General features: G+C 62.4%; 23 protein-coding genes and 3 pseudogenes. 15 read left to right on the plus strand and 11 right to left on the minus strand.

The genetic code is table 11. The features are described from left to right. Nucleotides 1-85 precede the first annotated feature (85 nt). The 4 genes and pseudogenes from grpE to ACQVLG_RS04755 form a co-directional block, all read right to left on the minus strand. The gene (gene grpE / locus ACQVLG_RS04740; RefSeq protein WP_230539110.1) at nucleotides 86-622 is read right to left on the minus strand and encodes a nucleotide exchange factor GrpE; all 537 of its coding nucleotides are present in this window, start codon (nucleotides 620-622) and stop codon (nucleotides 86-88) included. 346 nt (nucleotides 623-968) lie between these two features. Beyond that, nucleotides 969-2,077, minus strand: a pseudogene (gene hemH, locus ACQVLG_RS04745) (ferrochelatase). Nucleotides 2,078-2,183: 106 nt separating this feature from the next. Then, a pseudogene (recN, locus tag ACQVLG_RS04750) lies at nucleotides 2,184-3,851 on the minus strand (DNA repair protein RecN). A 48-nt stretch (nucleotides 3,852-3,899) separates the two neighbouring features. Continuing rightward, nucleotides 3,900-4,871, minus strand: coding sequence for an NAD kinase (locus ACQVLG_RS04755; protein WP_230539113.1), 972 nt, complete (start codon nucleotides 4,869-4,871; stop codon nucleotides 3,900-3,902). Between the two features lie 256 nt (nucleotides 4,872-5,127). Here ACQVLG_RS04755 and ACQVLG_RS04760 point away from each other — a divergent pair, with 256 nt between their 5' ends. The 4 genes from ACQVLG_RS04760 to gloA all read left to right on the plus strand — a co-directional run bounded on the left by ACQVLG_RS04760 (nucleotide 5,128) and on the right by gloA (nucleotide 7,800). Beyond that, nucleotides 5,128-5,394: a hypothetical protein gene (locus ACQVLG_RS04760; protein WP_230539114.1), complete on the plus strand. Its 267-nt coding sequence runs from the start codon at nucleotides 5,128-5,130 to the stop codon at nucleotides 5,392-5,394. Nucleotides 5,395-5,433: 39 nt separating this feature from the next. Then, on the plus strand, nucleotides 5,434-6,744 hold the full coding sequence (locus ACQVLG_RS04765) for a PQQ-dependent sugar dehydrogenase (RefSeq protein ID WP_474293104.1): 1,311 nt from the start codon (nucleotides 5,434-5,436) through the stop codon (nucleotides 6,742-6,744). A gap of 101 nt (nucleotides 6,745-6,845) precedes the next feature. Then, on the plus strand, nucleotides 6,846-7,268 hold the full coding sequence (locus tag ACQVLG_RS04770; protein WP_230539115.1) for an OsmC family protein: 423 nt from the start codon (nucleotides 6,846-6,848) through the stop codon (nucleotides 7,266-7,268). 124 nt (nucleotides 7,269-7,392) lie between these two features. Next, complete coding sequence (gene gloA / locus ACQVLG_RS04775; protein WP_070311709.1) at nucleotides 7,393-7,800, plus strand: lactoylglutathione lyase; 408 nt, start codon at nucleotides 7,393-7,395, stop codon at nucleotides 7,798-7,800. 4 nt (nucleotides 7,801-7,804) lie between these two features. Here the strand turns inward: gloA and ACQVLG_RS04780 are convergent, their stop codons facing one another. Next, nucleotides 7,805-8,719, minus strand: a complete 915-nt coding sequence (locus ACQVLG_RS04780) for a LysR substrate-binding domain-containing protein (protein ID WP_474293106.1) — start codon at nucleotides 8,717-8,719, stop codon at nucleotides 7,805-7,807. An 84-nt stretch (nucleotides 8,720-8,803) separates the two neighbouring features. Here ACQVLG_RS04780 and ACQVLG_RS04785 point away from each other — a divergent pair, with 84 nt between their 5' ends. Then, nucleotides 8,804-9,271, plus strand: a complete 468-nt coding sequence (locus ACQVLG_RS04785; RefSeq protein ID WP_474293108.1) for a DMT family transporter — start codon at nucleotides 8,804-8,806, stop codon at nucleotides 9,269-9,271. A gap of 70 nt (nucleotides 9,272-9,341) precedes the next feature. On the opposite strand, the gene ACQVLG_RS04790 is transcribed toward ACQVLG_RS04785, so the two are convergent. The 4 genes from ACQVLG_RS04790 to ACQVLG_RS04805 all read right to left on the minus strand — a co-directional run bounded on the left by ACQVLG_RS04790 (nucleotide 9,342) and on the right by ACQVLG_RS04805 (nucleotide 12,631). Continuing rightward, nucleotides 9,342-10,682 carry a TolC family outer membrane protein gene (locus tag ACQVLG_RS04790; protein WP_474293110.1) on the minus strand — a complete coding sequence of 447 codons (1,341 nt, stop codon included), beginning with the start codon at nucleotides 10,680-10,682 and terminating at the stop codon, nucleotides 9,342-9,344. Nucleotides 10,683-10,823: 141 nt separating this feature from the next. Then, on the minus strand, nucleotides 10,824-11,147 hold the full coding sequence (locus ACQVLG_RS04795; protein WP_219132534.1) for a rhodanese-like domain-containing protein: 324 nt from the start codon (nucleotides 11,145-11,147) through the stop codon (nucleotides 10,824-10,826). 13 nt (nucleotides 11,148-11,160) lie between these two features. Next, nucleotides 11,161-11,811: a protein-L-isoaspartate O-methyltransferase family protein gene (locus ACQVLG_RS04800; protein WP_215403331.1), complete on the minus strand. Its 651-nt coding sequence runs from the start codon at nucleotides 11,809-11,811 to the stop codon at nucleotides 11,161-11,163. Nucleotides 11,812-11,980: 169 nt separating this feature from the next. Continuing rightward, the gene (locus ACQVLG_RS04805; RefSeq protein WP_474293113.1) at nucleotides 11,981-12,631 is read right to left on the minus strand and encodes a TetR/AcrR family transcriptional regulator; all 651 of its coding nucleotides are present in this window, start codon (nucleotides 12,629-12,631) and stop codon (nucleotides 11,981-11,983) included. A 318-nt stretch (nucleotides 12,632-12,949) separates the two neighbouring features. On the opposite strand from ACQVLG_RS04805, the gene ACQVLG_RS04810 reads away from it, so the two are divergent. The 10 genes and pseudogenes from ACQVLG_RS04810 to ACQVLG_RS04855 all read left to right on the plus strand — a co-directional run bounded on the left by ACQVLG_RS04810 (nucleotide 12,950) and on the right by ACQVLG_RS04855 (nucleotide 22,057). Then, complete coding sequence (locus ACQVLG_RS04810) at nucleotides 12,950-13,228, plus strand: hypothetical protein (RefSeq protein ID WP_474293115.1); 279 nt, start codon at nucleotides 12,950-12,952, stop codon at nucleotides 13,226-13,228. Further along, nucleotides 13,134-13,823: a head GIN domain-containing protein gene (locus tag ACQVLG_RS04815; protein WP_474293117.1), complete on the plus strand. Its 690-nt coding sequence runs from the start codon at nucleotides 13,134-13,136 to the stop codon at nucleotides 13,821-13,823. The genes ACQVLG_RS04810 and ACQVLG_RS04815 overlap by 95 nt, the downstream gene beginning before the upstream one ends. A 71-nt stretch (nucleotides 13,824-13,894) precedes the next feature. Further along, nucleotides 13,895-14,167: a YkgJ family cysteine cluster protein gene (locus ACQVLG_RS04820; protein WP_474293119.1), complete on the plus strand. Its 273-nt coding sequence runs from the start codon at nucleotides 13,895-13,897 to the stop codon at nucleotides 14,165-14,167. Between the two features lie 150 nt (nucleotides 14,168-14,317). Further along, complete coding sequence (locus tag ACQVLG_RS04825) at nucleotides 14,318-15,088, plus strand: DeoR/GlpR family DNA-binding transcription regulator (RefSeq protein ID WP_474293121.1); 771 nt, start codon at nucleotides 14,318-14,320, stop codon at nucleotides 15,086-15,088. Between the two features lie 100 nt (nucleotides 15,089-15,188). Then, a pseudogene (locus ACQVLG_RS04830) lies at nucleotides 15,189-16,269 on the plus strand (MFS transporter). Nucleotides 16,270-16,425: 156 nt separating this feature from the next. Continuing rightward, a complete protein-coding gene (locus tag ACQVLG_RS04835; protein WP_230539125.1) occupies nucleotides 16,426-17,271 on the plus strand; it encodes an undecaprenyl-diphosphate phosphatase in 846 nt (281 codons plus the stop codon). A gap of 6 nt (nucleotides 17,272-17,277) precedes the next feature. Next, entirely contained in the window at nucleotides 17,278-19,113 is a 1,836-nt protein-coding gene (recQ, locus tag ACQVLG_RS04840) for a DNA helicase RecQ (RefSeq protein WP_474293123.1), read from the plus strand. Next, the gene (locus tag ACQVLG_RS04845; RefSeq protein ID WP_474293125.1) at nucleotides 19,113-19,622 is read left to right on the plus strand and encodes a hypothetical protein; all 510 of its coding nucleotides are present in this window, start codon (nucleotides 19,113-19,115) and stop codon (nucleotides 19,620-19,622) included. Before recQ ends, ACQVLG_RS04845 begins: the two co-directional genes overlap by 1 nt. A gap of 18 nt (nucleotides 19,623-19,640) precedes the next feature. Further along, nucleotides 19,641-20,621, plus strand: a complete 981-nt coding sequence (locus tag ACQVLG_RS04850; protein WP_474293127.1) for a LysR family transcriptional regulator — start codon at nucleotides 19,641-19,643, stop codon at nucleotides 20,619-20,621. 149 nt (nucleotides 20,622-20,770) lie between these two features. Continuing rightward, the gene (locus ACQVLG_RS04855; protein WP_034785857.1) at nucleotides 20,771-22,057 is read left to right on the plus strand and encodes a Glu/Leu/Phe/Val family dehydrogenase; all 1,287 of its coding nucleotides are present in this window, start codon (nucleotides 20,771-20,773) and stop codon (nucleotides 22,055-22,057) included. A 176-nt stretch (nucleotides 22,058-22,233) separates the two neighbouring features. On the opposite strand, the gene galE is transcribed toward ACQVLG_RS04855, so the two are convergent. Together galE and trmB are read right to left on the minus strand one after the other, a co-directional pair. Beyond that, complete coding sequence (gene galE, locus ACQVLG_RS04860; protein ID WP_230539129.1) at nucleotides 22,234-23,253, minus strand: UDP-glucose 4-epimerase GalE; 1,020 nt, start codon at nucleotides 23,251-23,253, stop codon at nucleotides 22,234-22,236. Between the two features lie 154 nt (nucleotides 23,254-23,407). Then, nucleotides 23,408-24,088, minus strand: coding sequence for a tRNA (guanosine(46)-N7)-methyltransferase TrmB (gene trmB / locus ACQVLG_RS04865; protein ID WP_230539270.1), 681 nt, complete (start codon nucleotides 24,086-24,088; stop codon nucleotides 23,408-23,410). Between the last annotated feature and the right edge of the window lie 848 nt (nucleotides 24,089-24,936).

Raw genomic sequence — 24,936 nt, forward strand, 5'->3', positions numbered from 1 at the left:
TTTCCTTTTATTTGCTAGATTTCAGATGGTTCTTATATGTGGCAAAGCGGCATGGTTTCAAGGCTTGCTTGATGCCGCCCTCTGATTATTTTGCTTGCGCGGTCGTTACAATGGCTGGACGCAGCAGGCGGTCCGCAATCATATAGCCCTTTTGCAAGACTGATACGATGGTATTGGCTTCCTGCTCCGCTGGCACCACGGCAACAGCCTGGTGTTTCATCGGATCGAGCTTTTCACCTTGCACTGGCAACACTTCCACCAGGCGGTTGCGCTCGAACGCGGCGTTCAGTTGCTTCAGTGTCATCTCGACGCCTTCTTTCAGCGATTCGATGGTCGGTGCTTCCACCGTCAGCGCCGTTTCCAGGCTGTCTTTGACCGGCACCATGGCTTCGGCAAAGCTTTCCACTGCGAATTTATGCGCTTTAGCAACATCTTCCTGCGCGCGGCGGCGGATATTTTCGCCATCGGCTTTGGCACGCATGAAGGCATCGTGCATCTCTGCCAGACGCGCTTCGGTACTGGCCAGCTGCTCTTCCAAAGTAGGCTCTGCGGGAGTCGATGGCGCAGTCGTCGCGGCGTCCGCTTGCGGATTAGGTACAGCTTGGTTTTCCTGATCTTGCATCTAGAAAGCTCCTACAATCAATGACTTAAATGGGTTAGGCTATACATCTTTACAACACTAACCGGCAGATGGGGCTATATCCTACTGTTTCAAGGGGTATCGGCGCGAGCGCCAAGGTTTACGTCAGCTAATGTTACAGCTTATTACATTTCGTTTCCCATTTCGGGCCGCGAGCCGTGCGCGCCGTCTGATACAGCCGTCATCCCCAGCGAAGCCGGCATTCTACCAGTCCCGACCAAGCCATTGCCACTGACGGTGTTGCTATTTGGAAAACCTCGGTGGATGCGAAAAATGACAAAGCCGCGCAAGCGCGGCTTTACATGGCAGAAAAACATGCCTCTTGCTTCTAATTCGCTGCGCCCAGGGCCAGAGCCGCCGCGCGCGCCTGCTCGCCCGCTTTCTTGTCCGCCTCGCGCTGCGGCGCCGTCTTCATCGTCGGCCAGCCGATCATGTGTTGCTCGGCAATTTCCGCCATGCCGGCGATCCAGGCCGGCGTTTCGTTCAGGCAAGCAATGTATGAAACTGCTGACCGCCAGCCGTTTCGAAATCATGCTTGGCTTCCATGGCGATCTCTTCCAGGGTTTCCAGGCAATCGCTGGTAAAGCCCGGGCACAGCAAATCGACACGCTTGACGCCCTGTTGCGCCAGCGCCACCAGGGTCGGCGCCGTGTATGGCTGCAGCCATTCGGCCTTGCCAAAGCGCGACTGGAAAGTCACCACATATTGCTCTTTAGTTAATTTCAGTTTTTCCGCCAGCAATCGCGCCGTTTTCAGGCATTGGCAGTGATACGGATCGCCCAGCAGCAAGGTGCGCTTGGGCACGCCATGAAAACTCATCACCAGTTTTTCCGGACGGCCATGCGCTTCCCAGTGGTTCAGCACGGAATCGCGCAAGGCGTCGATATACGTGTCGTGCTCGTGATATTGCTTGATAAAACGCAATTCCGGCACATTGCGCACGGTGGCGTAATGGGCGAATACGGCGTCGTAGATGGAACCCGTCGTCGTGCCCGAATATTGCGGATAGGCCGGCAGGATGGCGATGCGCTCGCAGCCTTCGCTTTTCAGCTTGGCCAGCACGTCGGGCAAGGAAGGCGAACCGTAGCGCATGGCCATGGCTACCGTCACCCCGTCATGGCCCCGCTCGGCCAGGGCGCCGGCCAGCAACTTGGCTTGCTTTTGCGTGTGCACCTTCAGGGGCGAGCCGTCGCGCGTCCAGATCGACGCGTATTTCTTGGCCGACTGGCCCGAACGGAAGGGCAAGATGATCAGGTTCAGGATGAACCACCAGACGATGCGGGGTATCTCCACCACACGCGGATCCGACAGGAATTGTTTCAGATAGCGCCGCACGGCAGACGAGGTCGGCGCATCGGGCGTGCCCAGGTTGACCAGCACCACGGCGCTGCGGTCGATGCTGCCATGCGTGTACGGCGGTTCAGTTTGAAATGACATGAAGGCTCTTCGAAGGCGTTGGATGGATCAGCCGCCCATTATAGTTACATTGCGTCAACATCGGGAGTACTGCCAGACGATGGCAGCACGCCTGCCACATCCCAGGTCAAATCGCGAGCAATTCGCGCGCATGCTTGCGCGTGGTGGCCGTGATTTCCAGGCCGCCCAGCATGCGCGCCACTTCTTCCACGCGGGCCTTGGCGTCGAGCATGTCGATGCGCGAGGCCGTCTTGCCGTTGTCCAGGGTACTTTTTGCCACCTGGAAATGCTGATTGGCCTGGCTCGCCACTTGCGGCAAGTGGGTCACGCACAGCACTTGCCGCCCTTGTCCCAGGCGTTTCAGCAAGCGCCCCACGACTTCGGCGACGGCGCCGCCGATGCCGCTGTCGACCTCGTCGAAGATCAGGGTCGGCGTGGTGGTGGCGTGCGAGGTGATGACAGAAATGGCCAGCGCGATGCGCGCCAGTTCGCCGCCGGACGCCACCTTGGCCAGCGAACGGGGCGCCGTGCCCGCGTGGCCGGCGACGAGAAATTCCACTTGCTCGAGGCCATGGGCGGCCGGTTCGCGCACGGGTGCAGCGCAATTTCAAAGCTGCCGCCCGTCATGCTCAGTTCCTGCATGGCGCGCGTGACGGCTTGCCCCAGTTCCAGGGCGGCGGCGCGGCGCGTGGCGGACAATCGCTCGGCGACGCCGCGGTACTCGGCCTCGATCTTCGCTTCCTGGCGCAGCAAACCTTCGATATCGGAAGCGTCGGCCAGGTGCTGCAGCTTTTCCGACAGTTTAGAATGTTCCTCAGGCAACTCTTCGGGCGTGACGCGGAATTTGCGGGCCGTGCTGTGCATGGCCTCCATGCGCGCGTCGAGCTGGTGCAGGCGCTCCGGGTCCAGTTCCACCCGGTCCAGGTAATTGTTCAACGCATACACGGATTCCTGCAGCTGGATGCGCGACGATTCGATCAGGTCGACGATCGGCTGCAATTCCGCATCGACGGACACCAGCTTGCCCAGCTTCTGGTTCAGGCCCGACAGCTGCGACACGATCGGATGATCTTCCTGTTCGAATGATCGCCAGGGCTTCCTGCGCCCCTTCCAGCAGGCTGGCCGCATGCGACAGGCGGCTGTGCTCGTTCGTGATGTCCGTCCATTCGCCGGGCTTGGCGGCCAGTTTTTCCAGTTCTCCCACTTGCCATTCCAGCCGTTCGCGTTCATACAGCACGTTGGCGGCATTCGTTTCGAATTCCTCGCGCTGGCGCACGAGGGCGCGCCAGCGCTTGTGCAGCGCCGCCACTTGGCGCGCATCCTGCTCCGCGCCCGCTTCGCGCGCCGTCGCCTGGCCGTCGAGCAAGGCGCGCTGCGCTTCGCTTTTCAGCAAGGACTGGTGCGCGTGCTGGCCGTGGATGTCGACCAGCATGTCGCCCAGTTCGCGCAGTTGCGCCGCCGTGGCGGGGATGCCGTTGATATACGCTTTCGAGCGGCCCGCATTGTCGATCACGCGGCGCAGCAGGGCGCCGCCATCGTCGTTGGCGAATTCATTGGCCACCAGCCAGGCCTGCGCCACCTCGCTGACGGAAAAATCGGCCGTGATGTCGGCCTTGGCCGCGCCTTCGCGCACCACGCTGGCGTCGCCGCGCCCGCCCAGCGCCAGGGTCAGCGCATCGATGAGGATGGACTTGCCGGCGCCCGTCTCGCCCGTCAGCACGCTGAAGCCGGCGGAAAATTCCAGTTCAATGGTATCGACAATGACAAAATCGCGAATGGACAGTGTATGGAGCATGGCTTCAGTGGTTAGGCGGCGCACCGCGGGTTGAGGTAGGGAAACTTATTAGCTGAGCTTGCCCTCGCCCGACGGGTACTCGTTCCAGTGCAGTTTTTCACGCAGGGTGTTGTAGTAGCTCCACCCTTCCGGATGCAGGAAGGTAATCGTGTGCGGCGAACGGCGGATGAGGATGCGGTCTTGCTGCACCAGGCTGGCAAAGGTCTGCATGTCGAAATTGACGCTGATATCGCGTCCGCGGACGATTTCCACCACGATCTGGCTGGAATCGGGCAAGACGATGGGGCGGTTCGACAGCGCGTGCGGGGCGATCGGCACGAGCACGATGCCGCCCAGGGTCGGGTGCAGCAAGGGGCCGCCGGCCGACAGCGAATATGCGGTCGAGCCCGTGGGCGTGGAAATGATCAAGCCATCCGACCGCTGGTTGTACATGAAGTGGCCATCGACCTCGACACGCAATTCGGCCATGCCGGCGCCGCCGCCGCGCGAAACGACGACGTCGTTGACGGCCATGCCCACGTGGATCGATACGCCGTCGCGCAGCACACTGCCTTCAAGCAAGGTACGGCGCTCGGCCTTGAAGCGCCCGCCGAGGATTTGCGCCAATACAGGCAGCATACGCTCAAGCGGAATATCCGTCATGAAGCCCAGCCGCCCTTGATTGATACCGATCAAAGGGACGTCGAATGGCGCCAGCTGGCGCGCAATGCCGAGCATGGTGCCATCGCCGCCCATGACGATGGCGCAATCGGCGGCGGCGCCGATCTCGGCCGCGGACATGGCGCGCACGCCGGGAAACGCCAGGTTCAGGTGCGCAGCCGTCTCCGCCTCGAAGACCACCGTGTGGCCCAGCACTTGCAGGAAATCGACGATGCTTTTCACGGGTTCGGCAATGCCATCCGTATTCTGGCGCACGACCAGGGCGATGGTCTTGGCGCCCAGGTTGAAGCGCTCGCCCGGGGCTGGCAAGGTCGCGGCTGGCTGTTCGGCTCGCTGGTCGGCGTAGTTATCGACGGGCATAAAAATCTCGGTAGTGAATTCGGTGGCAAACCGCCCCTGGCTGTCGCATCGCACGCCGGCATCGCATGATACTGTATATATGCACAGTATAGTGCGGCTGCCGCGTGCCCGCAAGGGGCGTTCCTGGTGTTGCACGCAGTGTAGCGCAGAAAAAGAATCGTCCATGCGTGCGCCAGCGCTCCGAACATGGACAAATCCGCTTGCAGGCGGCTTGCCGCGGCGGGACACTGCTTACACTTTACTGTCAGGAGGCCATATGGTTAGCCAGCATAGCGAACGCAAGATCAATACCGATGCAAAGGTCCAGAATGACGGCGTCGACCGCCTGCCGCATGAGCGCGACGAGTCGCCTGACGCGCAGAACGTGCGGCCGCGCAAGATCATGCAACAGGCGGCCAGCGACCTGGAACAAGGCCTGGTCGATACGGACCGCCACGCCCAGCCCGGCGCGGAAAAGGTCAAGCCCGCCGCGCCGCAGCAAGCCCGTCCCGACCCGCAACTGGAACCAAAGAAGGCGCGCTGACTCCAACTGTCACGCACTGCTCATGTTCCGGAGTACGCCATGTATCGTTACGCCTGTTCCTTCCTGCTGGCCGCTGCCTGCGGCGCCCATCTCGCGCACGCCCAGGCGCCCGCCATGCCCGTGGGCTTCGGCCCGCAGCCCGTGCTGCCCGCGCCGGACAAGCAACTGATTCCCACAGTCAATGTTGCCCCCGTGCAGCGCTGGACGGCCGGGCAGCGCCCCGCTGTCGCGGCAGGCCTGGCCATCCATGCGTATGCGCGCGATCTCGACCATCCGCGCTGGCTGTACGTCTTGCCGAATGGCGACGTGCTCGTGGCGGAAACGAATGCCCCGCCGAAACCGGACGACAGCAAGGGCATCAAGGGCGCCATCATGCAGATGCAAATGAAAAAAGCGGGCGCCGCCACGCCCAGCGCCAACCGCATCACCCTGCTGCGCGGCGTCGATGCGCATGGCGTGGCCCGGATGCGCAGCCTGTTCCTGCAGGGACTGAATTCGCCATTCGGCATGGCCCTGGTGGGTAACGAACTGTACATCGCCAATGCCGACGCCCTGCTGCGCTTTCCTTACGTCACCGGGCAAACGGCCATCACGGCGCCGGGCACCAAGGTGATGGATTTACCGGGCGGGCCCATCAATCATCACTGGACCAAGAACGTCATCGCCAGCCCCGACGGTAAATTTCTCTATGTTGCCGTCGGTTCCAACAGCAATGTGGGCGAAAACGGCATGGCAGCCGAAGATGGCCGCGCCGCCATCTGGCAAGTCACGCGCGCCACGGGCAAGGCGCGCGTGTATGCGACGGGCTTGCGCAATCCCGTCGGCCTGGCCTGGCAGCCCAGGACGGGCGCCCTGTGGACGACCGTCAATGAGCGCGACGAGCTGGGCAACGACCTGGTGCCCGACTACATGACCTCCGTCAAGGAAGGTGCCTTCTATGGCTGGCCCTACAGTTATTTTGGCCAGCACGTCGATGCGCGGATCCAGCCGCCCCGTCCCGAACTGGTCGCCACGGCTGTTGCGCCCGATTATGCGCTCGGCGCGCACACGGCCTCGCTGGGACTGGCGTTTTATGACGCCACCCTGCTGCCCGAACGCTACCGGGGCGGCGCCTTCATCGGCCAGCACGGCTCGTGGAACCGCAAGCCTTTCAGCGGCTATAAAGTCCTGTATGTGCCCTTCGCCAATGGCGTGCCCAGCGGACCGCCGCAGGACGTCATCGCCGGTTTCCTCGACAGCAATGGCAAGGCGCAGGGGCGCCCCGTGGGCGTGGCCGTCGACAAGGCGGGCGCGCTGCTGGTGGCGGACGACGTGGGCAATGTCATCTGGCGCGTGACGCCGGCGCCGTGAGCGTATTGACGCCGCGCATGCGCCCCCTGTGTGGCGCAACGAACGGAAGCGCAAGGGTGGGGCGCGCATGATGGACCTTCGAACCACGCAAGGAGTACATCATGAAAAAAACAGGATCAGCCGTCTGGAGTGGCGGCCTCAAAGATGGCAAAGGATTCATTTCCACCGAAAGCGGCGCGCTCGACAATGTGGCGTACGGCTTCAACACGCGCTTCGAAGACGGTCCCGGCAGCAACCCGGAAGAACTGATCGGCGCGGCCCATGCGGCCTGCTTCACCATGGCCCTGTCGGGCCAGCTGGGCGAGGCGGGCTTGCGCGCCACGGCCCTGAAAACCACGGCCGAGGTCAGCCTGGAAAAGATCGATGGCAGCTATGCCATCACGGCCGTCCACCTGACCCTGGTGGCCACCATTCCCGGCGCCACCGACGCAGCGTTCCAGGATGCGGCCCTGCGCGCCAAGCTCGGCTGCCCGGTATCGAAGCTGCTGGCCACGGAAATCACGCTGGACGCCCATCTGGAGTAAATCCGGAGGCATTGACGTCACCGCCCGCTGCTGTCCTGCACCGGGGCAGCCAGGGCGGTCTCGGCAAGAAAGCCGTAAAACGCATAAAATCCTGCCATTCCCCTATTCATATCAAGGATTTACGATGCGTATTTTGCACACCATGTTACGGGTCGGCGACCTGCAGCGCTCCATCGATTTTTACACGAACGTCCTGGGCATGAAGCTGCTGCGCACCAGCGACAACCCGGAATACCAGTACACCCTGGCCTTCGTCGGCTACGGTTCGAACCCCGACCACGCGGAACTGGAACTGACGTATAACTATGGCACCACCAGCTACGAGCTGGGCACGGCATACGGCCACATCGCCATCTCGGCCGACGATATCGTCGCCGCCTGCGATGCGGCACGCGCGAATGGCGGCAACGTCACGCGCGAACCGGGCCCAGTCAAGGGCGGCAACACGGTGATCGCCTTCATCACCGACCCGGATGGCTACAAGATCGAATTGATCGAGCGCAAGTTCGACGGCCAGGGCGGCGGCCTGTAATACCTCAGCCTGGCTCGGCGGCCCTGGCAATGGCCGCGCGCAGCCAGGCGATGCCCGCATCGCCGTCCGTGCGGCGGTGCCGTATCATTTCAAACGCAAACGGCGCGATGGCGAACGGCGCAGAATGCTGCGCCAGCCCCTGCGGCGCGCTCCCCTGCACGCCGCGCCGCGCCACCGTCAGGATCAAATCCGTCCCCATCAATACTTCCGGCGCGACCGTCCAGTACGGCACGCGCACGGCGATGCGGCGCGCCTGGCCCAGCTGCGCCAGCGCCCCATCGACTTCAGCCGCCATACCGTCTTCGCCGGATGCCACCAGCACGTGCGGGCGCGCCAGATAGGTGTCCAAACTCAACATTTCACCGGCCGCCAGGCTGGCCGGATCGAGCGCGCACACGAAGGTTTCCTCGAATAAGGTTTCTCTGTGTAACTGTTCAGGCAGTTGCGGGAACACGCCCAGCGCCAGGTCGATGTCGCCCTCCTGCACGCCAGCGATCACGGCCGGGCGGCTGGCATAGCTGACTGCCAGGTCGATGCCCGGTGCTTCCACGCGCAAACGCCGCAGCAAACGGGGCAAGATCAGCGCCGCGCCGTAATCCGACATGGCCAGGCGAAACACGCGCTGCGCCGTGGCCGCCTCGAAGACGGCGCCGCCGAGCACGGAGCGCACGCTTTGCAAGGCTTCGGCCAGCGGCCGCGCCAATTCCAGGGCGCGCGCCGTCGGCTGGAAACCGCCCTTGCCGCGCAGCAGCAACGGGTCGTCGAGCAGATGGCGCAGGCGCGCCAGCGCATGGCTGACGGCAGGCTGGCTCATGTGCAGGCGTTCCGCCGCGCGCGACAAATGGCGCTCGCTGAGCAGCGCGTCCAGGATCACCAGCAAGTTCAAATCGACGGCGCGCAGATTATTCGTTTGGTGCATAGTTGGATGACAAACTACGAATTGGATTTAATCATGACAGCATAATACGATGACGCCATCAACTCAACACGCAGGGAGTCGCACATGAACGGATGGATCACCTTGTTTGCCCCGCTGGCCATGCTGGCCGGCGCCGTCGTCCCCTTCCAGGCGGGCGCGAATGCGGCGCTGGGCCGCAACCTGGGCCACCCGCTGTGGGCCACCCTCGCCTCGCTGGCCGTCAGCGCCGCGCTCGCTTCACTGGTGATGCTGGCCTGGAGAATCCCGGCGCCCGATCTCCACCTCGCCGTGCGCGGGCCGGGCTGGTCCTGGCTCGGTGGCGCGGCCGGCGTGTTTTATATTACGGCCGCGCTGATGCTGGCGCCGCGCATGGGGTCCGGCCCCTTCATGGCGGCCGTCATCGGCGGGCAGATGCTGGCCGCGCTGGCCATCGACCGCTACGGCTTGCTGGGCTTTGCCGTGAAGCACATTTCTCCGCTGCACTGGGCGGGTGCGGGACTGGTGGTGGCCGGTGTGGTGCTCACGCAGATTGCCAACAGCCGCGCCGTGTGACAACAACGCCAGACGAAAAAAAAACCAGCGCCGTTGCCGGGGCTGGTTTTCATGTAGAGCAAGAGCGCGCTTACTTGACGAGCAAGGCGTTGACGGGCATCAAATCCGTTTCCTTCAGCGTGCCGGCGGCGGCCTTCAGGCGCAAGCCGTTCATGATGGTGTCGTAGCGGGCTTTCGACAGGTCTTTTTGCGTCGAGAACAATTGTTTCTGTGCATTCAGCACGTCGATATTGATGCGCACGCCCACCTGGTAACCGAGCTGGTTCGACTCCAGCGCCGATTTGCTCGACACTTCCGCCGCTTCCAGCGCCTTGACCTGGGCCAGGCCGCTGTTGACGCCCAGGAATGCCTGGCGCGCGCCTTGCGATGCCGTGCGGCGTGCCGTTTCCAGGTCGTTGCGGGCCTTGTTTTCCAGCGCGATCGATTCGCGCACCTTGCTGGTGACGGCAAAGCCGCTGAAGATCGGGATGCTCCACTGCACGCCAATGGCATTATTGTTATTCCCGTTGCCATTGCCGCCACCGGACGTGTAGCTATGGCCCGTGTTGGCGATCAGGTCCAGGGTCGGGTAGTGGCCGGCGCGGTTGCGGCCGATGTCGCGCTTGGCCGATTCCACGTTGAACTGGGCCGTGACGACGCCGTAGTTCTGCTCTTCGGCGGACGACACCCACGGCTCGACGGCAGCCGGTTCCGGCGCGCTGATGACGACGCCCGCGCGCATCGGCGCCAGGGTGGTCGGCGCTTCGCCGATAATGGTTTGCAGCGCGCTGCGCTTGTTGGCTAGGTCATTGATGGCGGCAAATTCCTGCGCCACCACCAGGTCGTAGGCCGCTTGCGCTTCGTGCGTGTCGGTAATCGTTTGCGTGCCGACTTCAAAATTGCGCTTGGCCGATGCCAGCTGCTCCGTCGTGGCGACCTTTTGCGCCTGCGTGGCGCCCAGGTTGTCCTGCGCACTGAGCACGTCGAAATACGCCTGCGCCACGCGCGTGATCAGGTCTTGCTGAACTTGTGCAAATTGCGCTTCCGCAATCGCCTGCGCCAGCTTGCTTTGCTGATAGGTTTCCCAGCGATCCCAGCGGAACAGCGGCTGCGCCAGGGTCAGGTTGTAGCTGTTCGTGCGCACGTTGACGGACGGCGAGGTGATCTTGTTGCCGCCATTGTTCTGGATAATCTGTTCCTGATTGCCACGCGTATTGCTGCCCGACGCGGAGACTAACGGCAGCAAGCCTGCCAGCCCTTGCGGAACCCGCTCCATCCCGGCCGACAGGGCCGCGCGCGCGCTGGCGTACTGCGCGTCATTGGCCAGCGCCTGCTGGTACACCTGGATGAGATCGGCCGCCTGCGCTTGCAGCGAGCATGTCATCGAGACAAAGGCGCTGGTCATCAGCACGGCGATTAGGGGTTTCCGCATTGCATTTCTCCGTTGGAGTCGTCAAAAGTTGATGGAATCAAAAATCTGCTACCGCTTGCCTTGCGCCCGCCGGGTGAGCGGGGTACAGGCCTCCGCAGGCATGCAGAAAAACATGCCTGGGTGCATCTACTGCAACATAACTTAGTATTTAGGCATCGCGCTGTCGACTTGCAGCGCCCAGGCATGCACGCCGCCCGTCAAATTACTGATCTTGCCAAAACCATTGCGCTCCAGGAAGGCCGCCACTTGCATGCTGCGCATGCCGTGATGGCAGATGCAGACGATCTCGGCATCTTCATCGAGGTCATCGATGCGCGCAGGAATCGAGTTCATCTGCATCAAGGTGGCACCGTCGAGGTGGCACAGGTCGAACTCCCACTGTTCCCGCACGTCCAGCAAAACAGGACGGGGGCGGGAAGGGTCAGCCAGCCAGGCGGCCAGCTGCGGTGCACTCAAATGCTCCATCGAATCGGTCGCCTCAGAACTGGAAATGCGACGGTGCCACGGCTTGCAGCGGCGTGACATTGGTTTCAAACAGCTTGCGCGTGTCGTAGGCCTTGTCCGAGCTGCGCGTGATCAAATGCGCCGACATGATCGGCGCTTCGCCGATGATGGCCAGGATGCGGCCGCCGACTTTTACTTGTTGCAACAGCGCTTCCGGCAACACGGCCAGGGCACCGGACACGACGATCACGTCGTACGGTGCGCCCTTGCTCCAGCCTTGGGCGCCGTCACCCAGTTCCACGGTCACGTTGGTCACGCCGTTGGCGGCCAGGTTCTGCTCGGCCAGGGTTTTCAATTGGGGAACGATTTCCACGCTCGTCACATGACGCGCCTTGTGCGCCAGCAAGGCGGCCATGTAACCGCTGCCGGTACCGATTTCCAGCACATTTTCATGCTTCTTGACGGCTACGTCTTGCAAAATGCGCGCTTCCAGCTTTGGCGTGAACATGCATTCGCCGCCGCCCAGTGGAATTTCCGTATCGACGAAGGCCAGATTTTTATAGGCCGCAGGTACGAAATCCTCACGCTTAACCACGTTCAACAGCTCCAGCACGTCGATATCCAGTACGTCCCATGGACGGATCTGCTGTTCGATCATATTGAAGCGGGCTTGTTCGATATTCATCTTTGGACTCGGTAAGTGAAGTAATAATCCGCCATTTTATCGTTGAACTGGCTGAAAGCACATGTTAACCATAAAGGCGGGGAATGGAGGAAATTTGCGACGATCTGCAGATTTGGGGGGGCGAACCTTGGAAAAGGGGCAACTGAACGGTGGAAGCAGGCCCAGCGGATCAGCTTTTCCCGGGTGCCTCCGCCTGCAGGCTGCGCAAGCTCATGTCGATAAAGGCATCCATATAGGCAAGCGGATCGATATTCTTGACCTCGCATGGCAGGAAAGAGTGTGTCCACATCATCAGCATGGTGACGGGCGCGCTGAGGATGGTGCTGACCAGCACGGGATCGACCTGGCGGAATTCGCCGCGCTGCATGCCCCGTTCCAGCAGGGTGGCGATCAGCGCATTGCCGCGCGCGACCACCTCTTCGTTGTAAAACTGCGCCAGTTCCGGGAAATTGTTCGCTTCGGCAAGCATCAGCTTGGTCAAACCGGCCAGCTTGGTGGCGCCGAATTCTTCCCACCATTGCATCATCATGCTGCGCAGCAAGTCGGCGCTGGTGCTGTCCGAGGCGGCCATGCTGTCTTCCGCCTCGCCGATCGATTGCACGATATTGTCGCGCACCACGGCCTTGAACAGCTCTTGTTTATTCTCAAAGTACAAGTACAGGGTGCCTTTCGACACGCCGGCCCGTTTGGCCACATCCTCCAGGCGCGTCGATGCGAAACCCCGTTCGACAAACAGGTCGAGGGCGGCGGCGAGCAATTCCTGCGGGCGGGCATCCTTGCGCCGCTCCCAGCGGGGCTTGGTATCAATCGGGGCTTGCATGTATCTTTCCAAGTAACTTACTTTTGAGTCATTAATAGTAGCCCTGTCTATCGGCAAGGTCAAGCGCGGGGCACCGCCCGGCACGCCGAACACGGGTATTGTACGCTCCGTGCCGGCGTTGGCGACACCTCCACTGCCGCCGGACCTGTCGCGCCGGGTGAAGCAGAATGCGTTTCAGCCCCCGTTTTGCGCAGTTCATCGCATTTCCCCTCAGCTAGCGTGTCGGATTTGCTACCTTGCCATCGACAGCACGGCAGCCGCGGGGCGGCAGCCGGCTTTTTTCTTGTTCCGAACTAAAACAATCATAAAGGAAACACCATGCGTACCCTGCTGGCCCTGTGCTGTGCCCTTGCCCTCGGCGGTTGCGCCATCGTCATCAACCCCAACGATGGCGAAGTGCGCTATGCCGACTCGGGTGGCAATACCATCCAGGGCAACGAACAAGTGAGTCGCGACGCGCGCCAGGTCAGCAACATCGACACGCTCGACATCGACAGCATGCATGAAGCGCATCGATCTGAAAATCGACGTGCGCGTGGGGCCGGCAACATCGCTGGTGATCGAGGCGGACAGCAACCTGCAGCCGCGCATCCATAGCGAAGTGAGCGGCAATACCCTGCGCATCTGGAGCGATACGAACATTCGCAGCAGCAATGGTATCCACGTCATCTATACGACGCCGCAATTGAGGAAAATCAACATTTCCGGCTCGGGCCGCCTGGTGGCAAGTGGTTTCAATGGCGAGGATTTCAGCCTGGAGCAGCGCGGTTCGATGAAGAGCGAACTGTCGGGCACGGTGGGACGCCTCGACGTGGCCAACAATGGCTCGGGCAGCATCAACGCGGCGGCCCTCGCCAGCGGCAACACGGACGCGGTGCAGAACGGTTCCGGCAATATCCAGCTGGGCGGCGTGCGCGGCGAACGCATCAACGTGGCCGTCAACGGCTCGGGCAGCATCAGCGCCAGCGGCGCCGTGCAGCGTCTCGATGCCAACGTGAATGGCTCGGGCGACATCAACCTGGCCGCCCTGCGCAGCGACGTCGCGTATCTGGCGAGCAACGGTTCCGGCGACATCGACGTCACCGTCCAGAATGAAGTCAACGCCCGCGCCAGCGGTTCCGGCCGCATCACCGTACATGGCGACCCGGCCCGCCGCACCCTGTCGGGCAAGCGCGTCAGCATCGTGCGTTAAACACCGCCCTGGCGAGACACGGGGGCCGGCTTGCTATACTGTCGGCTCCTCACCCGCTCGTCTGAAATCCCATGTCACCATCTGCCACCCTGGCATGCCGTCCATCCTGCGGCGCCTGCTGCACCGCACCGTCCATCACCAGCCCGATTCCCGGCATGCCTGATGGCAAGCCTGCGGGCGTGCGCTGCATCCAGCTGGCCGACGACAACCGCTGCAATATCTTTGGCCAGCCGGAGCGGCCCGCGTTTTGCTGCGGCTTGCAGCCATCCGAGGATATGTGCGGCAGCAGCCGCGAACATGCCATCCGCTGGCTGGCGGAGCTGGAACGGCTGACGGCCCCCTGAGCGGCTTGGCGGCGCGCACCGCTCCAGAATCAGTATTCCTGATGACCATCCATGGCCGCGCATAAGGCTGCGGCTGACAGATAACTGTTGACCACATTTGCACGTTTGCGTATATTCATGCACATTCCTGCACGTTTCAGAAATATACCAATGTCCGCCACCCTGCTCCTCAAACAACGCCACGCGCTGATCCAGCAACAATTGCATGCCGACGGCCGCGTGCTGGCGCTGGACCTGGCGCGCCAGCTCGATGTCTCCGAAGATACGATACGGCGCGACTTGCGCGAGATGGCGGCCGCCGGCCTGTGCCAGCGCGTGTACGGCGGCGCCCTGCCGCTGGCGCCCGATGGCGGTACCTTGACGCAACGCAAACAGGAAGCGCCGGAACGCAAGGCGCGCCTGGCGCAGGCCGCCGTGTCACTCGTGCGCACGGGCCAGGTGCTGTTTCTCGATGCGGGCTCGACCAATCTGGCCATCGCCTGCGCCTTGCCGCAGTTGGCGCTCACCGTCATCACCAACGCCCCATCCATTGCCATGGCCCTGATGGAACGTCCCGAAATCGAGCTGATCATGGCCGGCGGCAGGGTCGACCGCCGCGCCGGCGCCAGCCTGGGTCCGCAGGCGCTGCGCACGGTCGAGCGCATGCATCCCGACCTGTGCTTCCTCGGTGCCTGCGGCGCCGATGCGGACGCGGGCGTGACGGCGTTCAATTACGACGAGGCCGAGTTCAAGCGCAGCATCGCCGGCGCCAGCAAGGCCGTCGTCGTGGCCGTCACCAGCGACAAGCTGGGCACTGCCGCACCGTTCGGCGTGCTGGCGACTGGATTGCTGCAGCATCTGGTGCTGGAAGCCGATGCCGACGCTGCCCACATCGCCGCCTTTGAACGGCTAGGTGTGCAAGTGCTGCGCGCCCGCGCCTGATTTTATCCACCCCGATTCTTGAAAAGCTTCCCCATGCACCTTACCGGCACCCTGCAAACAACGCGCTACGCGCCTGGTCTTCTTCGCCGCAGGCCTCGGCATGGCCGCCTGGGCCCCGCTGGTTCCCTACGCCAAGTCGCGCCTGGGCCTCGATGAAGCGACCCTGGGCATCCTGCTGCTGTGCCTGGGCGCCGGCTCGCTGTGCGCGATGCCGTTTACGGGCATGCTCACGGCACGCTTCGGCTGCCGCAAGGTCATCTGCAGCGCCGGCTTGCTGCTGACCGCCATCCTGCCCGGCCTGGCGCTGGCTGCCACGCCGCTGCAACTGGGCCTGGTGCTGCTGGTGTTCGGCGCGGCCATGGGCACGTTTGACGTGGCCATCAATATTCAGGCCGTGATCATCGAAAAGGCCAATGGCGGCGCCATGATGTCGGGTTTTCACGCACTGTTCAGCGTGGGCGGCTTTGCCGGCGCGGCCTGCATGGCGCTGCTGCTGTGGCTGGGCCTGACGCCGGCCTGGTCGTGCGCGGTGGTGATGCTGCTGCTGTGCGGCGTCTGGGCGCTGCGCAAGGCCATCTGCTGCCGACGGCATCCGCTTCCGGCGAAAAGACGCCGCTGTTCGTGATGCCGCACGGCGCCGTCATTTTCATCGGCTTGCTGTGCTTTATCGTCTTCCTGGCCGAAGGCGCGATTCTCGACTGGAGCGCCCTGTTCCTTACCACCACGCGCGGCGTGGAAGAGGCCAAGGGCGGCCTCGGCTACGCCGCCTTCGCCATCGCCATGACGGTGGGCCGCTTCACGGGCGACAAGGTGGTCAGCCGCTTTGGCGGAAAGCGGGTGCTTACTTTCGGCGGCTTGTGCGCGGCCAGCGGCTTTTTCCTGGCCGTGCTGGCGCCGCACGCCGGCCTGGCCATGGCCGGCTTCGTGCTGATCGGCCTGGGCGCTGCAAACATCGTGCCCATCCTGTTTACGGCGGCGGGCAACCAGCATGCGATGCCGGCCAGCCTGGCGGTGGCGGCCATCACCACCATCGGCTATGCGGGCATCCTGGCCGTCCGGCCGTGATCGGCTTCGTGGCGCACGCCACCAGCCTGAATATCGCCTTCGCCATGCTGGGCGCCGCCCTGCTGCTGGTGGCGGCCAGCGCGCGCCTGGCCGCGCCGGCAAAACAGGCTTCCTGAACTCTCCCCTTGCCTGGCGGGCAGCGGCAAAAAACCGCTGCCCGCCAGCGCCCAAATCGGCTCGACGGGCCTCCGGCATGGTAAGCTTCGACCCCGCGCACATTGCTGGCGCCACGCGGTCACCCCATCCTGTCACTTATACCCGTTTATACATCTATGGATCTCATTCTTGCGTTAAAAGCCATCATCATGGGGCTGGTCGAAGGCTTTACCGAATTCTTGCCGATTTCCTCCACGGGTCATTTGATCCTGGCCGGCAGCCTGCTCGACTTTACCAAGGATGTTTCGAAAGAAGTCATGGATGTCTTCGAGATCGCCATCCAGGCCGGCGCCATCCTGGCCGTGTGCTGGGAGTACCGCCAGCGCATCGGCAGCGTGCTGACCACCTTCAGCACCGAGGTCAAATCGCGCAAGTTCGTGCTGAACGTGGCCATCGCCTTCCTGCCGCTGGCCATCATCGGCCTGGCGATTGGCAAGATGATCAAGCATGCGCTGTTCAAGCCAGTACCGGTCGCCATGGCCTTCATCATCGGCGGCATCGTGATTTTGCTGGTGGAGCGCCGCGCGCGCACCAATCCCGTCACCGTGCGCGTCAACTCGGTCGATGAAATGACGCCGTTCGACGCCCTGAAGGTGGGTTGCGCGCAAGCGTTCGCGCTAATTCCCGGCACCAGCCGCTCCGGCTCGACCATCATCGGCGGCATGCTGCTGGGCCTGTCGCGCAAGACAGCCACCGAATTCTCGTTCTTCCTGGCCATCCCGACCCTGCTGGCGGCCACCTTCTACTCGCTGTATAAAGCGCGCGACATCCTGTCGGCCACCGACGTGCCCCTGTTCGGCCTGGGCACCGTAGCCGCCTTCATCTCCGCCTTCCTGTGCGTGCGCTGGCTGCTGCGCTACATCAGTTCGCACGACTTCACGTTTTTTGCCTGGTACCGCATCGTGTTCGGCTTGCTGGTGTTGGCCAGCGCCCACTACGGCTGGGTTGTTTGGGCAGAATAAGGCACTATGAATCAAGATCTTAACCAGCGCGCGCTGCACCTGCTGCAGACCGTTTTCGGCTACCCGGCCTTCCGCGGCCAGCAGGCCGACATCGTCGACCACGTCAGCCATGGCGGCGACGCGCTGGTGCTGATGCCCACCGGCGGCGGCAAGTCGCTGTGCTACCAGATCCCCGCCCTGCTGCGCGATGGCGTCGGCGTCGTCGTCTCGCCGCTGATCGCCCTCATGCAGGACCAGGTGGACGCGCTGGAGGAAGTCGGCGTGCGCGCCGCCTTCCTCAATTCCACGCAAACCTACGAAGAGGCGAGCCGCATCGAGCGCCTGGTGCGCACGGGCGGCATCGACGTCGTCTACGTGGCGCCCGACGTGGCGCCCGAGCGCCTGATGACGCAGCGCTGCCTGGACCTGTTCCAGGCCTCGAAGATCTCCCTGTTCGCCATCGACGAGGCGCATTGCGTGGCCCAGTGGGGGCATGACTTCCGTCCCGAGTACATCAAGCTGTCGGTGCTGCACGAGCAGTTCCCGGACGTGCCGCGCATCGCGCTCACGGCCACGGCCGACCCGCAGACGCGCGCCGAAATCGCCCTGCGCCTGCAGCTGGAAGACGCGCGCCAGTTCGTCTCGTCCTTCGACCGCCCGAACATCCGCTACCAGATCGTGGAAAAGGCGAACGGCCGCAAGCAGCTGCTCGACTTCATCAACACGGAACACGCGGGCGACTGCGGCATCGTCTACTGCCTGTCGCGCAAAAAAGTTGAAGAGACGGCGGAATTTCTGAACCAGAGCGGCATCCGCGCCCTGCCCTATCACGCCGGCATGGAGTACGCCAAGCGCAGCGCCAACCAGGCGCGCTTCCTGCGCGAGGAAAACATCGTCATGGTCGCCACCATCGCCTTCGGCATGGGTATCGACAAGCCCGACGTGCGCTTCGTCGCCCACCTCGATCTGCCGAAAAGCATCGAGGGCTATTACCAGGAAACGGGGCGCGCGGGCCGCGACGGCATGGCCGCCAACGCCTGGATGGCGTACGGCTTGCAGGACGTGGTGCTGCAGCGGCGCATGATCGATGAATCCGAAGCGGACGACACCTTCAAGCGCGTGCTGGGCGTGAAACTCGACGCCATGCTGGGCCTGTGCGAAACGCTCAGCTGCCGCCGCATGCGCCTGCTCGAATACTTCGGCGAACCGGCTTCGCCATGCGGCAATTGCGACACGTGCCTGGTGCCGCCCGTATCGTTCGACGGCACGGTGCCCGTGCAAAAACTGCTGTCGGCCATTTACCGCGTCGACCAGCGCTTCGCCGGCGGCCACGTGATCGACGTGCTGCGCGGCGTGGAATCGGAACGCATCAAGACCTGGCACCACGATTCGCTGTCTGTCTTCGGCATCGGTTCGGACCTGGGCGAAGCGGAATGGAAATCGATTCTGCGCCAGGCCATCGCGCTCGGTCTCGTCTCGGTCGACCATGAACAATACAGCTCGCTGAAACTGACGGACGCCTCGCGCCCCGTGCTCAAGGGCGGCCAGAAAGTGCAACTACGCCAGTACCAGAAACCGGTGAAAACCAGCAAGCGCAGCACCAGCGTGGCAAAAGGCTATGTCGAGACGGACTTGTCTACCAGCGAGCAGGCGATCTTCGACAAGCTGCGCTGGTGGCGCGTGGAGACGGCGCGCACGCACAACGTGCCCGCCTACGTGATTTTCGTCGACGCCACCCTGCGCGAAATCGCCAAGGCCAAGCCCACCTCGCTGGAACAGATGCGCGGCGTGAGCGGCGTGGGCGAGAAAAAACTGGCCTCGTACGGCGACGAAATCGTCGCCATGATCCTGGAGATGATTTAATGGAAGCACTCTCGCCGGACCTGATTTACCAGGCCGTGAAAATCCTCGGCGCCCAGCCCGACGCTGATGACGCGGTGGAAGCGCAAGTCCGTACCCTGGTCGGCGACGACCTGACGGTGCGCCGCCTGGCCGACGTGGTGCCGGAAGCCTTCGGCCTGGTGCTGGCGTCGCACCTTCCCGGCGCCGAAAACATGACCTTGCCCGACACCTTCCGCGCCCAGGATGAGGATGGCGAGTGGGTGGAGTTCCCCCTGCGCCGCGAACCGATCTTTGTCGTCGCCGCGGACATCGCCCAGCATACTTTCCACAACGGCCCGCGCGCCCTGATAAAAAATCTCGCCGACCGCAGCTCTTTGCTGTCGGCCATCAACAAGGCCCTGAACGCGGGCGGCTCGCTCGACGGCACGACCCTGGCCCCCGCCGTCCTTCTTCGGCCTGCCCGCCGCCCTGTACCAGCCGGCGGCCGCACCCGATACGCCCTGACCACGTCATCTTGCCCCTGCCCTTGATAAGAGAACGCTGCCGCGATGGAAACCAAATGGCTGGAAGACTTCATCTCGCTCGCTGAAACGCATAATTTCAGCCGTTCCGCGGCCCTGCGCCACGTCACCCAGCCGGCCTTCTCGCGGCGCATCCAGTCGCTGGAAAACTGGCTCGGCATCGATCTGGTCGACCGTACCTCGTACCCGACGCGGCTGACGCCGGCCGGCGCCGTGTTCTACGAACAGGCGCTGGAAATGCTGGGGCAAATCAACGGCGTGCGCGCCCTGTTGCGCGGCAAACGCGCGGCCACGCAAACGAGCGTCGATTTCGCCGTGCCGCATACCCTGTCGCTGACCTTCATGCCGAAGTGGCTGACGGCGCTGGAGGAAGGTTTTGCACCGATCAACAGCCGCCTGATGGCGCTGAACGTGCACGACGCGGTGCTGCAGCTGGTCGACGGCGGCTGCGACCTGCTGCTGTGCTATCACCATCCGCGCCAGCCGGTGCAGCTCGACCCGGGCCGCTACGACATGCTGGTGATGGGCCGCGAAACCGTGCGCGCGTATGCGCGCTGCGGCCAGGACAAGGTGCCGGACTTCGTCCTGCCCGGCAGCGCCAAGGAGCCGCTGCCCTTCCTCTCCTACACCAGCAATGCCTACCTGGGACGCATGGTGGAACTGCTGGTGGCCGACGCCAAGGCACCCCTGTTCCTGGAAACCTGCTACGAAACGGACATGGCCGAAGGCCTCAAAATGATGGCGCTGGAGGGGCGCGGCATCGCCTTCCTGCCCGAATCGGCAGTCATGCGCGACGTCAAATACAAGCACCTGGCGCGCGCCGACGGCGGCGCGCCAGGCTGGGAAATCGAGCTGGAAATCCGCCTGTACCGCGAGCGCCCGTCGGGCCTGCGCCCCGGCAAGCAGATCGTCGAAAGCCTGTGGCAATACCTGGTGCAGGCGCAGGAAAGCGCCGCGCGCGGCGGAAAAAAACGCCGGCGTGCAGCCTTCACCACAATTCCATCCTGACCTCCAATCTATGCAATAAATGCATAACCGGATGCGCACAAAGCATTGGCCGGGGCATGAGGCTATCGCCTACGATGCGGTTCCGCTGCGCGCAGCTGCATCTCGGCTGTGCCTCTAACGTATTCGTATTGTCCAGGAGCTTATCAAGCATGACCAGCAAGCACGCACTTCCTTCCTACCTCAATCCTGAAGACCTTGGCCCATGGGGCGTCTACCTCGAGCAGATCGACCGCGTTACGCCGTACCTGGGCAACCTGTCGCGCTGGGTGGAAACGCTGAAGCGTCCAAAGCGCATCCTGACGGTCGACGTGCCGATCGAGCGCGATGACGGCACCATTGCCCACTACGAAGGCTACCGCGTGCAGCACAATCTGTCGCGCGGCCCCGGTAAAGGCGGCGTGCGCTTCCACCAGGACGTGACCCTGTCGGAAGTGATGGCGCTGTCGGCCTGGATGACGGTCAAGAATGCAGCAGTCAACGTGCCATACGGCGGCGCCAAGGGCGGTATCCGTGTCGATCCGAAGACCCTGTCGCGCAACGAACTGCAACGCCTGACGCGCCGCTACACGAGCGAGATCAGCATGATCATCGGACCGAACAAGGATATCCCGGCGCCGGACGTCAATACGAATGAGCAAGTCATGGCGTGGATGATGGACAGCTATGCCATGATCGGCGGCAATATGTCGACCGGCGTGGTAACGGGCAAGCCAATTTCGCTGGGCGGCAGCCTGGGCCGCCGCGATGCGACGGGCCGCGGCGTGTTCGTCGTCGGTTGCGATGCGGCCGCCAAGGTCGGCATGTCGCTCGAAGGCGCGAAAGTCATCGTGCAAGGTTTCGGCAACGTGGGCGGCGTCGCTGCACGCATGTTCGCTGAAGCCGGCTCGAAAGTCGTGGCGGTGCAAGACCACAAGACCACCGTCGTGCACGCCGGCGGCCTGAACATCCCGCAACTGCTGGCACACGTGGCCGAAGTGGGCAGCGTCGAAGGCTTCCCGGGCGCCGAGGCATTCGTGCCGCGCGAAGATTTCTGGGGCATCGATTGCGACATCCTGATCCCGGCCGCGCTGGAACAGCAAATCACGGCCGAACGCGCACAAGTCATCCGCGCCAAGATCATCCTGGAAGGCGCCAATGGCCCGACCCTGCCGGCCGCGGACGACATCCTGACCGACCGCGGCGTGCTGATCGTGCCGGACGTGCTGGCCAACGCCGGCGGCGTGACCGTCAGCTACTTCGAATGGGCGCAAAACTTCTCGAGCTTCTTCTGGACGGAAGAAGAGATCAACAGCCGCCTGACCCGCATCATGCGCGAAGCGTTCGACGCGGTCTGGCAAGTGTCGCAAGAGAAGAAAGTGTCGATGCGTACCGCCACCTTCATCCTGGCGTGCACGCGCGTCCTGCAAGCGCGCGAAGTGCGCGGCCTGTACCCATAATGGCTGCCTGAGAAAAAGCCTGGGGCGTTGTCGCTTCGCCTCGCCGTACTTGCGTACTGTCTTCGGCTTTGCGCCTAGCCCTGGGCATTTTTCAGGCGCCATTGGGTTGCTGGCGCTCTAAAAAAATCCCGCCACACTTTTGTGTGAGCGGGATTTTTTTACATCTACCGGATTTTCTACACTGCGTAGCCTTGCGGGTTCTGATGCTGCCAGCGCCAGTGGTCGCGGCACATGTCGTCGATATTTTTCTGCGCTTGCCAGCCCAGCAATTCCTTCGCTTTGTCGGCCGAGGCATAGCAGCTGGCGATGTCGCCCGGGCGGCGCGGCACGATGTCATAGGGAACCTTGCGGCCGCTGGCGGCCTCGAAGGCGCGCACGGTGTCGAGCACGCTATAGCCGTGTCCCGTGCCCAGGTTGACGGTAAAGCCGCCCTCGGTGGAAAACAGGCGGTTCAACGCCGCCACATGGCCCAGCGCCAGGTCGACCACGTGGATGTAGTCGCGCACGCCCGTGCCATCGGGCGTAGCGTAGTCGTTGCCGAACACGGCCAGGCGCTCGCGGCGGCCCACTGCCACCTGGGCGATGAAGGGCATCAGGTTATTCGGGATACCGGCAGGATCTTCACCGATCAGGCCACTGGCATGCGCGCCCACCGGGTTGAAGTAGCGCAACACACCGACTTGCCATTGCGCGTCGGCATGCACGAGATCGGCCAGGATCTGCTCGACCATCAGCTTCGAGCGGCCGTACGGATTGGTCACGGACAGGCGCGACGTTTCCAGGATCGGCAAGGCTTCCGGATCGCCATACACGGTGGCCGACGAGCTGAAGACAAAACGCTTCACGTTCGCCGCCGCCAGCACTTCCAGCAGCGCCACGGTGCCCGATACATTGTTGTCCATGTACATCAGCGGCTGGGCCACCGATTCACCCACGGCTTTCAAGCCGGCGAAATGGATCACGGCATCGATGGCGTGCTCGCGCAAGACGGCCGCCATGGCCATGCGGTCGCGCACGTCCGCTTCATAGAAGGGCACGCTTTTACCGGAGATGCGCTCCACGCGCGCCATCGCTTCGCGCGCGCTATTACACAGATTATCCACCGCGATGACCTCAAAGCCTGCAGCCAGCAATTCGACACAGGTATGCGAACCGATGAAACCGGATGCGCCGGTCACGAGTATTTTCTTGGACATAATATTACTCAATGCAAAAAAGATAAGACTACCGTAATTCCCGCGCCCTGCCTAGCCAGCGCACGCTAGCGTGCGCATGAAAAAAGCCTGCGGCGTCACCGCGGCAGGCTTGTTCTCGTGCAAACGGCACAGGTGGGCAAACCGCCAAAGAAATTTACTTCTTGATGAACACCAGATCCCACACGCCATGGCCCAGCTTCAGGCCGCGGTTTTCAAACTTGGTCAGCGGACGATACGCCGGCTGCGGTGCATAAGCATCGGCGCTATTGCGCAGCTGCGGCTCGGCACCCAGCACATCCAGCATTTGCACCGCATAATCTTCCCAGTCTGTGGCGCAATGCAGATAGCCACCCGGCGCGAGCCGATCGGTCAATTGCTTGACGAATGGCGACTGGATCAGGCGGCGCTTGTTGTGGCGCGCCTTGTGCCACGGATCGGGGAAGAAAACGTGGATACCGGCCAAGGAATTGGCTGGGATCATGTGCGTCAGCACTTCCACGGCATCGTGCTGCAGCAGGCGCAGATTCGTCAGCGACTCTTCACCGATCAGCTTCAACAAGCTGCCCACACCGGGCGTATGCACTTCGACGCCGATAAAATCCTTCTCCGGCATGGCTTTGGCGATATGTGCCGTCGTCGCGCCCATGCCAAAACCGATTTCCAGGATGACCGGCGCCTTGCGCCCGAATACCTGCTCGAAATCCATGGAGTCCTTGGCGAAAGGCAGCAGGAACTGCGGCCCCAAGGTCTCAAGCGCGCGCGCCTGCGCGACAGACAACCGTCCCGCGCGGGTCACGAAGCTGCGGATGCGGTGTTCGGTCGGATCGTACATCATCGGCCGCGCCGGGCCGTTTGCTGGGGTATCAGAGGACATGGGAATGAAGAAAATAGTGGCCGCGCCGCACAAAACCAGGCGCCAGCGAAAAATGGAGCGGGTGAAGGGAATCGAACCCTCGTCGTAAGCTTGGGAAGCTCGACAAGTAACTCAACAACCATGCGGGCTTGCGCCCCGTTTCTGCTCCGCAAAAGCAACATTATAGCAGCCGCACAAGCAGCCATCTATGCGAACAGAATATGGTTTGTGGAGCAGCAAGCCTAAACACCCCATGATCTAACAAGTGGATCAAACTGTTTGAAAAATTCTTCAAGATGCAAAAAAGCCACGTTTAGAACGTGGCTTTTTTTCTACCAAAACAACTAAATCTACTTCGATTTAGTTGGTTTTCCAACAGGAACAGTCATCACAACTGTGGTTTTCGGATGAGACTTTGCATACTCAGGTGTCACAATACGACCAGTGACTGCGCTGATAGGCATTTGTTTGGTTGGTGTCGGTTTGGTTGCCATGAGATGACTCCTAATATTCAAATTTCACAATGCAACATGTATCAACTAATGATAAATAAAAGATGATAAATGTCGATTTTTTGCTTAGAATGGAGTCATGACCGCTTAACAAGCGCCATGACTCGCAACAACCTACGATCTCCTGATCATATGGGTTTTTGCCATATACGATCCCTGCCTTTCTAGCTCCATTGCTAGTTATGTTCCGCGTGTCAGCGGCTGGGTTCAAATTCGAAGTAACTAGCGTTCCAAGGCGCTAGTTACTTCACCTTCACAGCGCAAAATCCACTAACAAGTCTCCCTACATATAGTGGTTTTGCTACCGAACTGAGCTAA

Source organism: Janthinobacterium sp. TPC_1 (genome assembly GCF_056037845.1).

Excerpts from the sequence above, each read along its gene's own strand:
- grpE (WP_230539110.1), bottom strand. The coding sequence starts at position 622 with ATGCAAGATCAGGAAAACCAAGCTGTACCTAATCCGCAAGCGGACGCC.
- ACQVLG_RS04755 (WP_230539113.1), bottom strand. The coding sequence starts at position 4,871 with ATGCCCGTCGATAACTACGCCGACCAGCGAGCCGAACAGCCAGCCGCG.
- ACQVLG_RS04760 (WP_230539114.1), top strand. The coding sequence starts at position 5,128 with ATGGTTAGCCAGCATAGCGAACGCAAGATCAATACCGATGCAAAGGTC.
- ACQVLG_RS04765 (WP_474293104.1), top strand. The coding sequence starts at position 5,434 with ATGTATCGTTACGCCTGTTCCTTCCTGCTGGCCGCTGCCTGCGGCGCC.
- ACQVLG_RS04770 (WP_230539115.1), top strand. The coding sequence starts at position 6,846 with ATGAAAAAAACAGGATCAGCCGTCTGGAGTGGCGGCCTCAAAGATGGC.
- gloA (WP_070311709.1), top strand. The coding sequence starts at position 7,393 with ATGCGTATTTTGCACACCATGTTACGGGTCGGCGACCTGCAGCGCTCC.
- ACQVLG_RS04780 (WP_474293106.1), bottom strand. The coding sequence starts at position 8,719 with ATGCACCAAACGAATAATCTGCGCGCCGTCGATTTGAACTTGCTGGTG.
- ACQVLG_RS04785 (WP_474293108.1), top strand. The coding sequence starts at position 8,804 with ATGAACGGATGGATCACCTTGTTTGCCCCGCTGGCCATGCTGGCCGGC.
- ACQVLG_RS04790 (WP_474293110.1), bottom strand. The coding sequence starts at position 10,682 with ATGCGGAAACCCCTAATCGCCGTGCTGATGACCAGCGCCTTTGTCTCG.
- ACQVLG_RS04795 (WP_219132534.1), bottom strand. The coding sequence starts at position 11,147 with ATGGAGCATTTGAGTGCACCGCAGCTGGCCGCCTGGCTGGCTGACCCT.
- ACQVLG_RS04800 (WP_215403331.1), bottom strand. The coding sequence starts at position 11,811 with ATGAATATCGAACAAGCCCGCTTCAATATGATCGAACAGCAGATCCGT.
- ACQVLG_RS04805 (WP_474293113.1), bottom strand. The coding sequence starts at position 12,631 with ATGCAAGCCCCGATTGATACCAAGCCCCGCTGGGAGCGGCGCAAGGAT.
- ACQVLG_RS04810 (WP_474293115.1), top strand. The coding sequence starts at position 12,950 with ATGCGTACCCTGCTGGCCCTGTGCTGTGCCCTTGCCCTCGGCGGTTGC.
- ACQVLG_RS04815 (WP_474293117.1), top strand. The coding sequence starts at position 13,134 with ATGAAGCGCATCGATCTGAAAATCGACGTGCGCGTGGGGCCGGCAACA.
- ACQVLG_RS04820 (WP_474293119.1), top strand. The coding sequence starts at position 13,895 with ATGTCACCATCTGCCACCCTGGCATGCCGTCCATCCTGCGGCGCCTGC.
- ACQVLG_RS04825 (WP_474293121.1), top strand. The coding sequence starts at position 14,318 with ATGTCCGCCACCCTGCTCCTCAAACAACGCCACGCGCTGATCCAGCAA.
- ACQVLG_RS04835 (WP_230539125.1), top strand. The coding sequence starts at position 16,426 with ATGGATCTCATTCTTGCGTTAAAAGCCATCATCATGGGGCTGGTCGAA.
- recQ (WP_474293123.1), top strand. The coding sequence starts at position 17,278 with ATGAATCAAGATCTTAACCAGCGCGCGCTGCACCTGCTGCAGACCGTT.
- ACQVLG_RS04845 (WP_474293125.1), top strand. The coding sequence starts at position 19,113 with ATGGAAGCACTCTCGCCGGACCTGATTTACCAGGCCGTGAAAATCCTC.
- ACQVLG_RS04850 (WP_474293127.1), top strand. The coding sequence starts at position 19,641 with ATGGAAACCAAATGGCTGGAAGACTTCATCTCGCTCGCTGAAACGCAT.
- ACQVLG_RS04855 (WP_034785857.1), top strand. The coding sequence starts at position 20,771 with ATGACCAGCAAGCACGCACTTCCTTCCTACCTCAATCCTGAAGACCTT.
- galE (WP_230539129.1), bottom strand. The coding sequence starts at position 23,253 with ATGTCCAAGAAAATACTCGTGACCGGCGCATCCGGTTTCATCGGTTCG.
- trmB (WP_230539270.1), bottom strand. The coding sequence starts at position 24,088 with ATGATGTACGATCCGACCGAACACCGCATCCGCAGCTTCGTGACCCGC.